Origin of the sequence: Streptomyces sp. NPDC050738, from assembly GCF_040654175.1 — a bacterium.
GTDB lineage: Bacteria > Actinomycetota > Actinomycetes > Streptomycetales > Streptomycetaceae > Streptomyces.
Genome location: NZ_JBFAHN010000012.1, coordinates 126,303 through 139,387 on the forward strand (window position 1 = coordinate 126,303; position 13,085 = coordinate 139,387).

Consider the following 13,085-nt stretch of genomic DNA (forward strand, 5'->3'; position numbering starts at 1 on the left):
GTGCCGCCCTACGCGCTGAGCGGAAACTCCGAGCCCAGCTCCCGGAAAACCCCGGTGTTCAGCGCGAAGGCGCGCTTGCACTCGTCCACGATCCGCTGCTTCTCCAGATCGTCCGCATTCACCGCGTCCAGCAGCTCGCGGTAACCCCGCTTGAAAGCGGCCGGGTTGGCGACCTGCTCGAAGACGTAGAAGCGCACACCGTCGCCCTTGCGCGCGAACCCCCAGGTCTTCTCCGCCTTGTCGCGGATGATCTGGCCGCCCGACAGGTCGCCGAGGTAGCGCGTGTAGTGATGGGCGATGTACCCGCCGGGCCAGCTCGCCGCGCACTCCGCCACCCGGTCGGCGTACGCCTGCGTGGCCGGCAGCGCGGACAGCGTCGCGCGCCAGTCCGCACCCTTGAGATGGGCGAGGTCCCGCTCTATCTCCGCCAGCCGCAGCAGCTCCGGCTGGATGAAGGGGCCGGCCACCGGGTCGTCGGCCAGGGCGTCGGCCGCGTCCTCAAGTGCCTTGTAGACGAACCAGAGTTGCTCCGTGTAGCGCGTGTACGCATCCACACCGAGGGCTCCGCCGAGCAGATCGCTCATGAACGTCGAGGTCTCCGCCTCCGTGTGCTGTTCGTGCGATGCCATGCGGATGACGGTCGAGAAGGACGTGTCTGCGGCCGTGGTCATGGGGATCTCCGGAGTACTGGTGTGGCAGAACCTTGGTGCATCATCATCTTTGGTTAGCCTTGCCTAAGTCAAGATGTCGACGCCTTGTCGGATACTTTCCCGACGAGCTGTCGGTAAAACAAACCGTACGCCTGTCCCGGTCAAGAGCGCGCGAACACGGAAGAGGCCCCCGGCAGGGAGCCGGGGGCCTCGTCCAAAGCGCGTACGGAGGGCTAGGGGAGCGTGAGAATGTCCGCCCCCGTCTCCGTCACCACCAGCGTGTGCTCGAACTGCGCCGTCCGCTTGCGGTCCTTGGTGACCACGGTCCAGCCGTCCGCCCACATGTCGTACTCGTGGGTCCCCAGCGTCAGCATCGGCTCGATGGTGAAGGTCATGCCGGGCTTGATGATCTCGGTCGCGTACGGGCTGTCGTAGTGCGGAATGATCAGCCCGGAGTGGAAGGACGTCGAGATCCCGTGCCCGGTGAAGTCCCGCACGACGCCGTAGCCGAAGCGCTTGGCGTACGACTCGATGACCCGCCCGATGATGTTGATCTGGCGTCCCGGCCTGACCGCCTTGATCGCCCGGACCAGCGACTCCCGCGTCCGCTCGACCAGCAGCTTCGACTCCTCGTCGACATCGCCGCAGAAGTAGGTGGCGTTGTTGTCGCCGTGCACTCCGTTGAGGTACGCCGTGACGTCGAGATTCACGATGTCGCCGTCCTGGAGCACGGTCGAGTCGGGAATCCCGTGACAGATCACCTCGTTGACCGACGTGCACAGCGACTTCTGGAATCCGCGGTAGCCGAGCGTCGACGGATACGCGCCGTGGTCGCACATGAACTCATGTGCCACACGGTCGAGTTCGTCGGTCGTGACACCCGGGGCGATGTGCGCCGCAGCGGCCTCCATCGCCTGTGCGGCGATACGGCCCGCGATGCGCATCCGCTCGATGGTGTCGGCATCCTGGACTTCCGGACCGGTGTACGGCGTCGGCGCGGGCTTCCCCACGTACTCGGGACGCCGGATGTTTCCGGGTACGGAACGGGTGGGAGAGAGCTCCCCTGGTACAAGCAGTGACTGGCCAGACATGGCAGCGAGTGTATGAGAGAGGAGCCGACCATGGCTTTGTTCAAGAAGCGCACGGCCGGGAAACCGGGCGAGTGGTACTACTGCCTCCAGCACAAGAAGGTCGAAGAGGGCCCGGAATGCCCGGCCAAGGACCGCTTCGGCCCGTACGCCACCCGTGAGGAGGCGAACCACGCCATGGAGACCGCGCAGGAGCGGAACCTGGAGTGGGAGACCGACCCCAAGTGGCACGACAAGGGCACCCCGCCGGGGAACGACTCCTAGGCCGTCGCGGCTGCGGTGGCGGCCAGGGCCTGCTCCTTCTGGTCCCGCCGCCGCAGCGCGTCCTCGTCCGTCTCGGCGTCGTACGACATCAGCTTCGGCAGTACGGCGGCCAGCACCCCCACCGCCACCACGCACGCGGCCCCACCGCTCCACACCGAGGCCCGCGCCCCGCTCCACCCGGCCACCGTGCCCGCCCGCAGCTGGCCGAGCTGGGGTCCGCAGCTGTACGAAAGGACCTCGATCCCCGCCAGGCGCCCGCGCAGCTCCTCGGGGATGGTCTGGTTCCAGATGGTGGAGCGGCCCAGCCCGCTGAGCATGTCCCCGGCCCCCGCCAGCATCAGACAGAACAGGAGCAGCCAGACGTTCCCCGCCCAGCCTGCGGCCGTCATCGCCAGCCCCCACATGCCCGCGCCGCACACCACGAGCCGCCCGTGCCGCCGCACCTTCGAGGCCCAGCCGCTGGTCAGGCTCGTCAGGACGGAGCCCAGGGGGATCGCCGCGTACATCAGTCCGAGAGCCCACCGGGCATCCAGGTCCTCGGCGAGGAACGGAAAGATCGCGAGCGGGAAGGCGAAGAACATCGCGGCCAGGTCGATGGCGTACGTCCCGAGCAGCACCGGTTTGCTCCACGCGTAGCGCGCCCCCTCCGCGATCCCGCGCAGCGAGGGCTTCTCGGCGTCGTGCGCGGCCGGAGCGGGCGCCAGGCGCAGACACATCAGCACCGAGACGGCGAAGCTCGCGACGGTCGTTCCGTACGCCACCGACGCGCCCGCGTACGCGACGACGAAGCCCGCCACCGCGGGCCCCGCGATCGCCCCGATCTGCCAGCGCAGGGCATTGAGCGCGGCGGCGGCGGTGAGCTGGTCGTGCGGCACGATCCGCGCCATCAGCGAGTCCAGCGCCGGGCGCTGGAGCCCGGCGAGGGCGGCGACCCCGCCCGCGACGACGTACAGCGGCCAGAGCAGCGGATCCGGGAGCAGGGCGTTGGCCAGCAGGACCATGGCCAGTACGCCGAGTGCCGCCTCCGTGCCCAGGATCATCTTGCGGCGGTCGACGGAGTCGGCGAGCGCGCCTCCGTACAGCCCGAAGACGATCAGCGGGACCAGCTCGACCGCACCCATCGCGCCCACGGCGGCGGGCGAATCGGTGAGGTGGGCGATCTGCAGCGGCAGCGCGACCATCGCCATGCTGGAGCCGAAGTTGGTGATCAGCCCCTGCACCCAGAGCAGCCGGAAGTCGTGCGAGGTCCGCAAGGGAGTCAGGTCGGGGAGTATCGATGCCACGAGGGGTCATGTTCAGCCGAACCCCGTGGGTAATACAAGTGCTTTACCGGCGGGCTACCAGCGGGCCGGCGGCGGCGCCGTCAGCTGGTCGGCCAGCCGCGAAAGCCGGTCCCTGAACCCCCGCTTCCCGCGCTGCACCGGCAGGCTGTTCTCCCCGGCGGCCGCGCTCACCAGATGCTGCACGGTGTCCAGATCGACCTCGCCGCCCTGCGCCACGGTCAGCGTCTCGTGCGCGAGCCCGTGGACCTCCAGATCCCCGCCGTCCAGCGACAGCACGGTCGCCCCGGCCCGCCGCGCCCCGTGCACCCGCTCCAACAGACCGTCCCCGGGCCGCTCCGGCGCGACCACGAGCAGCGTCTGCCCGCGCCCCGCCGCCTCGATCCTGCCGAGCCCCACCGACAGATGCGCGGGCTCCCCGGCCTCCACCCGGTGGCGTACGAGCGTGGGTGCCAGCTCCGGCGTGCCCGACCAGGCCGCCTCGTCGACGAGATGCGCGGCGAGATGCCAGGGCTCGTACGCCTCGGTCCCCACCAGGAGCAGCCCGCCGCCGTGCGGCACCACCGAGGAACGCAGGGCGGCGGCGAACCGCCGGGTCGCGCGCGGCCACTCGGTCCCGTCGAGAACTTCCCTCAGCAGAGCCACCCTCACTGCATCCATGGCCCGGAATCATGCCGCCAACAGGTGTGCGGTGAGGGCGGGTTGGGTCAGACTCACCCGAAGGGGGCCGCCCCGGCCCCGGGGGAGGAGTACCGGCAGCATGCCGAACACCACGCTCTACGACCACGCGGGCGGCGACGGCCCGCTCCACCGCCTGGAGGAGATCTTCTACACGAAGGTCCTCGCCGACCCCGTCCTGAGCCCGCTCTTCCCGGAGCGCCGACCGCACCATGTGGAGCATCTGACCTGGTTCACGGCGGAGTCCTTCGGCGGCCCCGACCGCTTCACCGCCGAGCTCGGCTTCGCCCATCTCATCGACGTACACCGCCATCTGAAGATCACCGACGTCCAGCGCGAGCGCTTCGCGGAGCTGTACGAGGAGGCCGTGGACGAGGCGGGCCTCCCCAAGGACGAGGCCTTCCGTGAGGCGATCCGCTCGCACATCGCCTTCGGGACCCGGGTCGCCCAGCAGAACTCCCTGGCCGAGACGGACGACGAACTCCACCCGCTGCGCGAGGTGCCCAAGTGGCAGTGGCCGTCCGACGGCTAGGGTCGGGCCATGACTTCCACTGAGAGTGTGCAGAAGCCCGCGCCCAAGGACCCCTGGGACCTCCCCGACGTCTCCGGCCTGGTGGTCGGCGTACTCGGCGGGACCGGCGACCAGGGGCGCGGGCTCGCGTACCGGCTGGCCAGGGCGGGGCAGAAGGTGATCATCGGCTCGCGTGCGGCCGAGCGCGCGCGGTCCGCCGCCGACGGCATCGGGTTCGGCGTCGAGGGCGCCGACAACGCGGAGTGCGCGCGGCGCAGCGACGTGGTGATCGTCGCCGTGCCGTGGGAGGGCCACGGCAAGACCCTGGAGTCGCTGCGCGAGGAGCTCGCGGGCAAGCTCGTCGTGGACTGCGTCAACCCTCTGGGATTCGACAAGAAGGGCGCGTACGCGCTGAAGCCCGAGGAGGGCAGCGCCGCCGAGCAGGCCGCCGCCCTGCTGCCGGACTCGCGGGTCGCCGCCGCCTTCCACCACCTCTCGGCCGTCCTGCTGCAGGACGAGAACGTCGAGGAGATCGACACGGATGTGATGGTGCTGGGCGAGGAGCGCGCCGACGTGGAGATCGTGCAGGCCCTGGCCGGGCGGATCCCGGGGATGCGCGGGGTCTTCTCCGGGCGGCTGCGCAATGCGCACCAGGTGGAGTCCCTGGTCGCCAACCTGATCTCGGTGAACCGCAGGTACAAGGCGCACGCGGGGCTTCGGGTCACCGACGTCTAGGACGCAACGGGGCATGGGGGACACTGTGAGGGTTCGACCGACGCACCCCCCGACAGGAGCCGCATCCCATGCCCCGCCTCGCCGTGTACGCCCTCGTCGTCTGCACCCTCGCCGTCGTCGCAGCGGTGGTGTCCTTCGCCCAGGGCAGCTTCCTCGGGATCGTGTGGGTGCTGATGGCGGGCCTGTCGTCCAACATGGCCTGGTTCTACCTGCGCAAGGCCAAGGCCGAGAAGGCCGCCGCCGCCACGGTCACTGGCTGACGCCGCAGAAGCCGGCCTCCGGGCCGCCCTTCCAGAACTGGTAGAACGCCTGGCCGCAGCCGACCTCGCCCCGCCCGATGCCCAGGCCGCCCAGGATCCAGTCGATCATGTCGAAGAAGACGTGGTTGATCTCCGGGATCCAGAGGAGACCGAAGACCGCCAGCAGGCCCCACTGCGCGAAGGGCTCCACCTGGCGGCGGATCGAGTACGACAGCCAGGGCTCGATCACGCCGTAGCCGTCGAGGCCGGGGACGGGCAGGAAGTTCAGGATCGCCGCCGTGACCTGGAGCATCGCCAGGAAGGCGAGCGCGTAACGGAAGGCCGTCGGGACGCCGTCCAGGGCGTGCAGCCAGAACGGCGCTGTGCAGACGACCGCGAACAGGACGTTGGTGAGCGGTCCCGCGGCCGAGATCAGGCTGTGCTTCCAGCGGCCCTGGATCCGGCCGCGCTCGATGAAGACCGCGCCGCCGGGGAGACCGATCCCGCCCATGATCACGAAGATGACGGGCAGCACGATCGAGAGCACGGCGTGGGTGTAGGCGAGAGGGTTGAGCGTCAGATAGCCCTTCGACCCGATCGAGATGTCACCGCTGTGCAGGGCGGTACGGGCGTGCGCGTACTCATGCAGACAGAGCGAGACGATCCAGGCCGCGGTCACGAAGAGGAAGACGGCGATGCCCGGCTTGGCCGCGAAGTCGGTCCAGACCGCCCAGCCGGTGACCGCCATGACGGCGAGGATCCCGAGGAAGACGGGACTGATCCGCCGGTCGCTGTTGCGGGAGGTGGCGGTGGTCATGGGCAGGGCTCCTGGTGCGTGGGTGGCCGGACCTGGCGAGCCCCGACCGTACAGGTGACACTGCGCAAACGTCTCGTGGGCGGGCGGGAGTTCCGGGGCGGCGCGGACGGTGACGGGGCGGGCGTTCTCGTCGAACCGGAGACCGCGGGCGGCTGGGGCTTGCCGCGTAACGGAGAATGGTGCCGTGCGCTATCGGCTACTCACGACCACGCAGGCAGTACGCGACGACGGCACGGCCGTCCCTCTCGGAGGTGCGCGGCTGCGCGCACTGCTGACCGTGCTCGCGCTGCGGCCCGGGCGGACCGTGCCCGTGGGCGTACTGGTCGACGAGGTCTGGGACGGGGAGCCGCCCGCCGACGAGGCGGGGGCGCTGCAGGCGCTGGTCGCCCGGCTCCGGCGGGCGCTGGGGCCTGGAGCGGTGGCTTCGGACGACGGAGGCTACCGGCTGTGCGCCGACTCCGACGACGTGGACCTGTACCGCTTCGAGCGGCTCGCGGGGGAGGGGACGCGGGCGCTGGAGGCCGGGGACCCGGTGAAGGCGGCGGCCCTGCTGGAGGATGCGCTGGGGCTGTGGCAGGGCGAGGCGCTGGCCGACCTCCCCGACCGTACGGCGCTCGCCGCGCGGTGGGAGGCGCGGCGTCTGGAGGCGCTGCGGGCGTCGCTCGCGGCGGCGGTGGAACTGGGCCGCCCCGAGGAGGCGCTGCCCGAACTGGGGGCGCTCTGCGACGAGCATCCCCTCGACGAACCGCTGCAGGTCCTCCGGATACGGGCGCTGCGGGCGGCGGGGCGTACGGCACAGGCGCTCGAGGCGTACGAGGGTGTGCGCCGAGGCCTGGCGGAGGAACTCGGGGCGGACCCCGGCCCCGAACTCCGCTCCTTGCACGCGGAGTTGCTCGCGCCGCCCCCGCCCTGGGGGGTTGCCGCGGGCCCCGGTCCTCAATCGCCGGACGGGCTGAATTTTGCTGGACCAGGCTTTGATGCGCGGGCCGATACGGCCCACAGGAACGGCCCGCAGGGGTATGAGGGCGCCGGCCAAAACCAGGCTCACGGCCCGCAGGGGCACGCCGGTGCCGGCCGAATCCAAACTCACGGTCCGCACGTTCAAGCCGATGTCGGGCAAAATCAAGCCTCTCCGGCGATTGAGGAGCGGGGGTCCGGGGGCAGCGCCCCCGGTGCGGCGGAGCCGCAGCGGCCTGGCAATCTCCGGTCCCGGCTCACCTCCTTCGTCGGGCGCGAGCGCGACATCGATGCCCTCCGGGGCGACCTGGGCCGCGCCCGTCTCGTCACCCTTCTCGGCCCCGGCGGGGCGGGCAAGACCCGCCTCTCGCAGGAGGCCGCCGAGGCCACCGCGGACACCTGGCCCGACGGCGTCTGGCTCGCCGAACTCGCCCCCGTGGACGACCCGGACAACGTCGCCGAGGCCGTACTCGCCGCCTTGGGCGCCCGCGAGACCGTCCTCCACGGCGCGGGCGCCGAGAAGATGCGCGCCGTACAGGACCGCAAGAGCGGCGACCCCCTCGCCAAGCTCGCCGCGCACTGCGCCCGCCGACGGATGCTGATCCTCCTCGACAACTGTGAGCACGTCATCGGCGCGGCCGCTCGTCTCGCCGACGAACTCCTCGCGCGCTGCCCCGAGTTGACGATCCTGGCGACCAGCCGCGAACCCCTCGGCGTACCGGGCGAGCTCCTGCACCCCCTGGAACCCCTGCCTCAGCCCACCGCGCTCCGTCTCTTCGCCGAACGCGGTGCCGCCGCCAGGGCCGGGTTCCGTACGGACGAGGACCCCGAGGCCGCCGCCGAGATCTGTCGGCGCCTCGACGGACTGCCCCTGGCCATCGAACTGGCCGCCGCCCGGCTGCGGATGCTCACCCCGCGCCAGATCGCCGACCGCCTCGACGACCGCTTCCGTCTCCTGACCGGCGGAGCCAGGACCGTACTGCCGCGCCAGCAGACCCTGCGCGCCGTCGTCGACTGGTCCTGGGACCTCCTCGGCGAGGACGAACGGTCCGTACTGTGCGGGCTCTCCGTCTTCGCGGGCGGCTGCGACCTCGCCGCCGCGGAAGCCGTGTGCGGCCCCGATTCGATGGACGCCCTGGGCTCCCTCGTCGACAAGTCCCTTGTGGTGACGGCCCCTTCGGCCGACTCAGGTATGCGCTACCGCCTCCTGGAGACCGTCGCGGAGTACGCGGCCGAACGCCTCGACGAGTCCGGAGAGCGCGCCGACACCGAGCGCAGGCACCTGGTGTACTTCCGCGAGATGGCCCGCGCCGAGGACCCGAAGCTGCGCGGCAGCGGACAGCGCGAGGCCATCGCCGCACTGGAGCGCGAGTACGAGAATCTCCGCACCGCCGTGCGCCGCGCCGTCGCCGCCCGCGACGAGCACGAGGCGCTCTGCCTGATCCACGCGCTGCACGGGTTCTGGCAGATGCGCGGCCAGCGCTCCGAGATCAGGCACTGGTCGGCAGCGATCGCGGAGCTCGGCCCCGATCCCTTCGCCGCCGATCCGGTGGAGCTCGCGCCCGCACTCTACGAGCGCTGCACGGACACCCCGCCGCCCATGTCTTCCGAGCAGCTCATGGAGGCACGGCGCGGGGTGCGGCTGATCCAGCTGGCTTCCAGCGACCAGGACACCGAACGGTGGTCGTCCCCGGCGATGGCGAAGCTGGCCACCGGCATCAGGGCCGCCTACCGGCCGGGTCTCCCGCAGACCTGCCGGCCGCCGGCCAACATGTGGTTCTTCGCGGTCCTGCTGACCGGGAACGCGGACGACCTGCGGGGCATGATCGACGCGACCGTCGAGACCAGCCGCGAACTGGGATACGTGTGGGAGCTGGCCAACGCACTGGAGATGCGGGCCAACGTCCTTGCCAACCGCTCCGAATGGGCGGGCGACGCCGACCGGGACGCCGAGGAGAGCCTGGAGCTGTTCACGGCGCTGGGCGACGACTGGGGTGTCGCCGAGGCGCTGTCGGCGCGCGGCGAGGCGCGCGAGCGCAGAGGTGAATACGCCCTGGCCGTCGAGGACTTCAAGGCGGCCGTCGGCTATGCGGAGAGCCTCGGCGCGAAGGCGCAGATGTCGATACTGCAGGTCAGGCTCGCGGGCGTGATGGCCGAGATGGGGGAGGGCGAGGCGGGCGAGGTGTTGCTGCGCGAGGTCCTCGCGCAGGGCCCCCGTGTGGGGACGGAGGCGAACCCGGCCGCCCGCATCTTCCTCGCGATGTGGCTGGGTCGCACCGGCCGTACGGACGAGGCGCGCGTCCATCTCGAGGAACTGAGCAAGGAGTTCACCAAGGGGTCGTTCTCCGTCTTCGACGGCTTCGTGGTGGGGATCCGCGCCCATCTGTCGAGCGTGGACGGGGACCACGACACCGCGTGGGCCCTGGCGGTCGACGCCCTGAAACTGGCAGACGACCCGCTGACCGAGATGGTCGCCCCGCAGATGCCCCCGGTGTATCTGCGGATCATCGCGCGGTCCATGGCCGGGCTCGGCGGCACGGAGCTTGGAGTGAAAGCGGCCCAACTCATCGGCGCCTCGGACGGGTTGCTCTCCCCGTCCCACGTCCCGACGGCCGTGGAACGCGAAACCCGCGACGCCGCCGAGTCGGCGACCCGCGCGGTCCTGGGAGATGCGGCGTACGAGACCGCACACGCCGAAGGCGGCAGCCTCTCCAAGGAGGAGGCCACCGCCCTCGCACGACGCGATCGGCGCGAACCCTGAACGTCAGCTCTTCGTACGGAACTTGTAGATCGCGTACGGAGCCATGACGGCCGTCAGACCGACCGTCCAGGCGAGCGTCACGATCAGCCCATGGGCGATCGGGTACGAGCCGCCCAGCATCAGACCGCGGGACGCGTCGGCGAGACCCGACATCGGGTTGTACTTGGTGAAGGCCTCCAGCCAGCCCGGCATCGACTTCGTCGGCGCGAAGATCGAGGAGCCGAACTGCAGCGGCATCATCACCAGGAAGCCCATCGCCTGCACGGACTGGGCGTTCTTCATGGTCACACCGAGCACCAGGAAGATCCACATGATGCCGGAGCCGAACAGCACGGCCAGACCGACGGCCGCGAACAGACCGGGCCAGCTGTTGAAGTCGAAGCCGACCAGGGCGGCGACGATCATCAGGACCGTGGTGGCGACTAGCATACGGAGCAGCTCGACGGAGATCTTGGCGACCAGGACCGACGACCGCCCGATGGGCAGGGACCGGAAGCGGTCCATGATGCCCTTGTGGAAGTCCTCGTTGAAGCCGGTGCCGACTCCCTGGGCGATGTTCATGCTCATCATGGCGAGCATGCCCGGGATCACGTACTGGACGTACTGGTGCTGACCGCCGCCGAGCGACTGGCCGATCGACCCGCCGAAGACGTACACGAACAGCAGCGTGAAGATGACCGGCATCAGGATGGCGTCGAACATCGACTCCGGGTCGTTCTTGATCCACAGCAGATTGCGGCGGATCAGCGCGCCGGTGTGGCGGAGGTTGGCGCGCAGGCCGATACGGCCGTCGGCCTCGCCCTGGCGCAGGGCGGGTGGTTCGGTGACGGGCGGCTTGGTCAGCGTTGCGGTACTCATGCGGAGACCTCCTCGAGGACAGGGGCGGCGTCCTGGGGGGCGCTGGCCTTCTCGCCGGTGATGGAGAGGAACACCTCATCCAGGCTGGGCAGTTCGGTGGTGACAGCGGCGAGGCCGTAGCCCCGCGAGGAGACGGCCGCGATGATCGCGGTGAGCTGCTCGTCGCTCTGTACGGGCACGATGACCGCGCCGTCCTCGGCGTCCAGAGCGGTGGAGGCGAGCCCGATCAGGCCGGAGCCGTCCAGCTCGGCGGCGAGTGCGCGCAGCTGCGTCGGGTCGCTCGGGCGGATGCGCAGGGTGCGGCCGCCGACCTTCGCCTTGAGCTCCTCGATCCCGCCGCTGGCGATGATCTTGCCGTGGTCGATGACGGTGAGGGCGGAGGCGAGCTGCTCGGCCTCCTCCATGTACTGGGTGGTGAGCAGCACGGTGACGCCTTCGCCGACCATGCGCTTGACCTCGGCCCACACCTCGTTACGGGTGCGCGGGTCCAGGCCGGTGGTCGGCTCGTCCAAGTACAGGACGGCCGGCTGGCCGATCATCGAGGCGGCGAGGTCGAGCCGGCGGCGCATACCGCCGGAGTACGTGCCCGCGGAGCGCTTGGCGGCCTCTTCGAGCGAGAACCGCTCCAGGAGCTCGGTGGCGCGGCGCTTGGCGTCGGCGCGGGAGAGGTCGAGCAGGCGCCCGATCATGTAGAGGTTCTCGAAGCCGGAGATCTTCTCGTCGACCGAGGCGTACTGGCCGGTGAGCCCTATCTTGCGGCGCAGCTGCCGGGGCTGGCTCAGTACGTCGTAACCGGCGACGAAGGCGGTGCCCGCGTCGGGCTGGATGAGGGTGGACAGGACTCGGATGAGGGTGGTCTTGCCGGCGCCGTTGGGGCCGAGGACTCCGTGGACGGTGCCCTCACGGACATCCAGGTCCACGCCGTCCAGCGCCTTGGTCTCGCCGTAGTGCTTGACCATCCCCCGTACTTCGACGGCGTTGGTGCCGTTGCCGGGGTTCTTGTCGATTCGCGTCATGTCCACTATTGGAGCAGTGCCCACTGACAGACCGCCGACAGGATGCCGACAGCCCGCCGATGGGGGATGTCGGCGGGCTGTCGGTTCCTGCGGCAGTGGTCTGTCGCGATCAGTGGAAGGTGTGCTCCTCCTGCGGGAACGTGCCTCCGATGACCTCGTCCGCGAAGGCCTTCGCCGCGTCCCCGAGGGTCTGGCGGAGGTTCGCGTACTGCTTGGTGAAGCGCGGCACCTTGCCGCCGGTGAGGCCGACCATGTCGGTGTAGACGAGCACCTGCGCGTCCGTCTCCGCGCCCGCCCCGATGCCGACGGTGGGGATGTGCAGGATGCGGGTGACCTCGGCCGCGATCTCGGCGGGCACCAGCTCCAGTACGACGGCGAAGGCGCCCGCGTCCTGAACGGCCTTGGCGTCGCGCAGCAGCTGCTGCGCGGCCTCTTCGCCCCGCCCCTGGACCCGGTACCCCATGGAATTGACGGACTGCGGGGTCAGACCGATGTGCCCCATGACGGGAATCCCGGACTGCACGAGCAGCTGGATCTGCTCATGCGACCGCTCGCCGCCTTCCAGCTTGACGGCGCCCACCCCCGCTTCCTTGACCAGCCGAGTGGCACTGCGCAGCGCCTGGACGGGTCCTTCCTGGTACGAGCCGAAGGTGAGGTCCCCGACGATCAGGGCGCGCGAGGTGCCCCGTACGACGGCGGCCGCCAGCATCGTCATCTCGTCCATGGTGACCGGGACGGTGGTGTCGTAGCCGAGGTGGCAGTTGCCCATGGAGTCCCCGACGAGCATGACCGGGATCCCGGCCTCGTCGAAGACGGACGCGGTCATCGCGTCGTAGGCGGTGAGCATCGGCCACTTCTCGCCGCGTTCCTTGGCGGCGGTGATGTCGTGGACGGTGATGCGGCGGGTGCCCTTGCCGCCGTAGAGGGCATTCTTCGGGGCAGCCTGAAGGGGTTGCGTCATCGCAACGGCTCCTGTTCTTCGTCATCTCGAGGCGCCCTGACGGCGTCCCCGGACCACCTCCATGGTGGCACCTCGTGCCCTCCGGACGGAAGTGGGCGCCGTTTGGCCCTCCAAGAGCCACTGAATGGTCACACTGTGTGACGGTTAGTGGGCTGGTCGACATGGCGCGAACTCAAGCGATCTTGGGGTGTCGGCTCGGTTGGCTGACTTTCGGCCAACTTTGAATGACGGTCAAGGTCGGCAGGCGTGTCGATAGCGCATGCGCGCGAC

Annotated in this window: 13 protein-coding genes; 5 read left to right on the forward strand and 8 right to left on the reverse strand. The window is 70.3% G+C overall.

Annotated elements, in window-relative coordinates; genetic code table 11:
• Positions 1–8 precede the first annotated feature (8 nt).
• Together AB0H78_RS27540 and map are read right to left on the reverse strand one after the other, a co-directional pair.
• Complete coding sequence (locus tag AB0H78_RS27540; protein ID WP_363237296.1) at positions 9–671, reverse strand: biliverdin-producing heme oxygenase; 663 nt, start codon at positions 669–671, stop codon at positions 9–11.
• A 212-nt stretch (positions 672–883) separates the two neighbouring features.
• Positions 884–1,741: a type I methionyl aminopeptidase gene (gene map, locus AB0H78_RS27545; RefSeq protein WP_363237297.1), complete on the reverse strand. Its 858-nt coding sequence runs from the start codon at positions 1,739–1,741 to the stop codon at positions 884–886.
• A gap of 30 nt (positions 1,742–1,771) precedes the next feature.
• On the opposite strand from map, the gene AB0H78_RS27550 reads away from it, so the two are divergent.
• Positions 1,772–2,002, forward strand: a complete 231-nt coding sequence (locus tag AB0H78_RS27550) for a hypothetical protein (RefSeq protein ID WP_363237298.1) — start codon at positions 1,772–1,774, stop codon at positions 2,000–2,002.
• Here AB0H78_RS27550 and AB0H78_RS27555 read toward each other — a convergent pair.
• Together AB0H78_RS27555 and AB0H78_RS27560 are read right to left on the reverse strand one after the other, a co-directional pair.
• Positions 1,999–3,285, reverse strand: coding sequence for an MFS transporter (locus tag AB0H78_RS27555; RefSeq protein WP_363237299.1), 1,287 nt, complete (start codon positions 3,283–3,285; stop codon positions 1,999–2,001). The genes AB0H78_RS27550 and AB0H78_RS27555 overlap by 4 nt on opposite strands.
• Positions 3,286–3,339: 54 nt before the next feature.
• Positions 3,340–3,942 (reverse strand): hypothetical protein, encoded by a 603-nt coding sequence (locus AB0H78_RS27560; RefSeq protein WP_363237300.1) that lies wholly within the window; start codon positions 3,940–3,942, stop codon positions 3,340–3,342.
• 100 nt (positions 3,943–4,042) lie between these two features.
• On the opposite strand from AB0H78_RS27560, the gene AB0H78_RS27565 reads away from it, so the two are divergent.
• The 3 genes from AB0H78_RS27565 to AB0H78_RS27575 all read left to right on the forward strand — a co-directional run bounded on the left by AB0H78_RS27565 (position 4,043) and on the right by AB0H78_RS27575 (position 5,466).
• Entirely contained in the window at positions 4,043–4,492 is a 450-nt protein-coding gene (locus AB0H78_RS27565) for a group II truncated hemoglobin (RefSeq protein WP_363237301.1), read from the forward strand.
• 9 nt (positions 4,493–4,501) lie between these two features.
• Positions 4,502–5,206, forward strand: a complete 705-nt coding sequence (gene npdG, locus AB0H78_RS27570) for an NADPH-dependent F420 reductase (RefSeq protein ID WP_363237302.1) — start codon at positions 4,502–4,504, stop codon at positions 5,204–5,206.
• Positions 5,207–5,274: 68 nt separating this feature from the next.
• Positions 5,275–5,466 (forward strand): hypothetical protein, encoded by a 192-nt coding sequence (locus tag AB0H78_RS27575; protein ID WP_363237303.1) that lies wholly within the window; start codon positions 5,275–5,277, stop codon positions 5,464–5,466.
• Here AB0H78_RS27575 and AB0H78_RS27580 read toward each other — a convergent pair.
• Entirely contained in the window at positions 5,456–6,262 is an 807-nt protein-coding gene (locus AB0H78_RS27580; protein WP_363237304.1) for a site-2 protease family protein, read from the reverse strand. The genes AB0H78_RS27575 and AB0H78_RS27580 overlap by 11 nt on opposite strands.
• A 184-nt stretch (positions 6,263–6,446) precedes the next feature.
• On the opposite strand from AB0H78_RS27580, the gene AB0H78_RS27585 reads away from it, so the two are divergent.
• A complete protein-coding gene (locus tag AB0H78_RS27585; protein WP_363237305.1) occupies positions 6,447–9,980 on the forward strand; it encodes a BTAD domain-containing putative transcriptional regulator in 3,534 nt (1,177 codons plus the stop codon).
• A 3-nt stretch (positions 9,981–9,983) separates the two neighbouring features.
• Here AB0H78_RS27585 and AB0H78_RS27590 read toward each other — a convergent pair whose 3' ends face one another.
• The 3 genes from AB0H78_RS27590 to panB all read right to left on the reverse strand — a co-directional run bounded on the left by AB0H78_RS27590 (position 9,984) and on the right by panB (position 12,815).
• Positions 9,984–10,838 (reverse strand): ABC transporter permease, encoded by an 855-nt coding sequence (locus AB0H78_RS27590; protein ID WP_363237306.1) that lies wholly within the window; start codon positions 10,836–10,838, stop codon positions 9,984–9,986.
• Positions 10,835–11,854 carry an ATP-binding cassette domain-containing protein gene (locus AB0H78_RS27595; RefSeq protein ID WP_363237307.1) on the reverse strand — a complete coding sequence of 340 codons (1,020 nt, stop codon included), beginning with the start codon at positions 11,852–11,854 and terminating at the stop codon, positions 10,835–10,837. The genes AB0H78_RS27590 and AB0H78_RS27595 overlap by 4 nt, the downstream gene beginning before the upstream one ends.
• Before the next feature lie 109 nt (positions 11,855–11,963).
• Complete coding sequence (gene panB / locus AB0H78_RS27600) at positions 11,964–12,815, reverse strand: 3-methyl-2-oxobutanoate hydroxymethyltransferase (RefSeq protein ID WP_363237308.1); 852 nt, start codon at positions 12,813–12,815, stop codon at positions 11,964–11,966.
• Positions 12,816–13,085 lie beyond the last annotated feature (270 nt).

Bases quoted from the DNA above. Each gene is read 5' to 3' on its own strand.
- AB0H78_RS27575 (WP_363237303.1), top strand. From the start codon at position 5,275: ATGCCCCGCCTCGCCGTGTACGCCCTCGTCGTCTGCACCCTCGCCGTC.
- AB0H78_RS27580 (WP_363237304.1), bottom strand. From the start codon at position 6,262: ATGACCACCGCCACCTCCCGCAACAGCGACCGGCGGATCAGTCCCGTC.
- map (WP_363237297.1), bottom strand. From the start codon at position 1,741: ATGTCTGGCCAGTCACTGCTTGTACCAGGGGAGCTCTCTCCCACCCGT.
- AB0H78_RS27550 (WP_363237298.1), top strand. From the start codon at position 1,772: ATGGCTTTGTTCAAGAAGCGCACGGCCGGGAAACCGGGCGAGTGGTAC.
- AB0H78_RS27590 (WP_363237306.1), bottom strand. From the start codon at position 10,838: ATGAGTACCGCAACGCTGACCAAGCCGCCCGTCACCGAACCACCCGCC.
- npdG (WP_363237302.1), top strand. From the start codon at position 4,502: ATGACTTCCACTGAGAGTGTGCAGAAGCCCGCGCCCAAGGACCCCTGG.
- AB0H78_RS27560 (WP_363237300.1), bottom strand. From the start codon at position 3,942: ATGGATGCAGTGAGGGTGGCTCTGCTGAGGGAAGTTCTCGACGGGACC.
- panB (WP_363237308.1), bottom strand. From the start codon at position 12,815: ATGACGCAACCCCTTCAGGCTGCCCCGAAGAATGCCCTCTACGGCGGC.
- AB0H78_RS27595 (WP_363237307.1), bottom strand. From the start codon at position 11,854: ATGACGCGAATCGACAAGAACCCCGGCAACGGCACCAACGCCGTCGAA.
- AB0H78_RS27540 (WP_363237296.1), bottom strand. From the start codon at position 671: ATGACCACGGCCGCAGACACGTCCTTCTCGACCGTCATCCGCATGGCA.
- AB0H78_RS27565 (WP_363237301.1), top strand. From the start codon at position 4,043: ATGCCGAACACCACGCTCTACGACCACGCGGGCGGCGACGGCCCGCTC.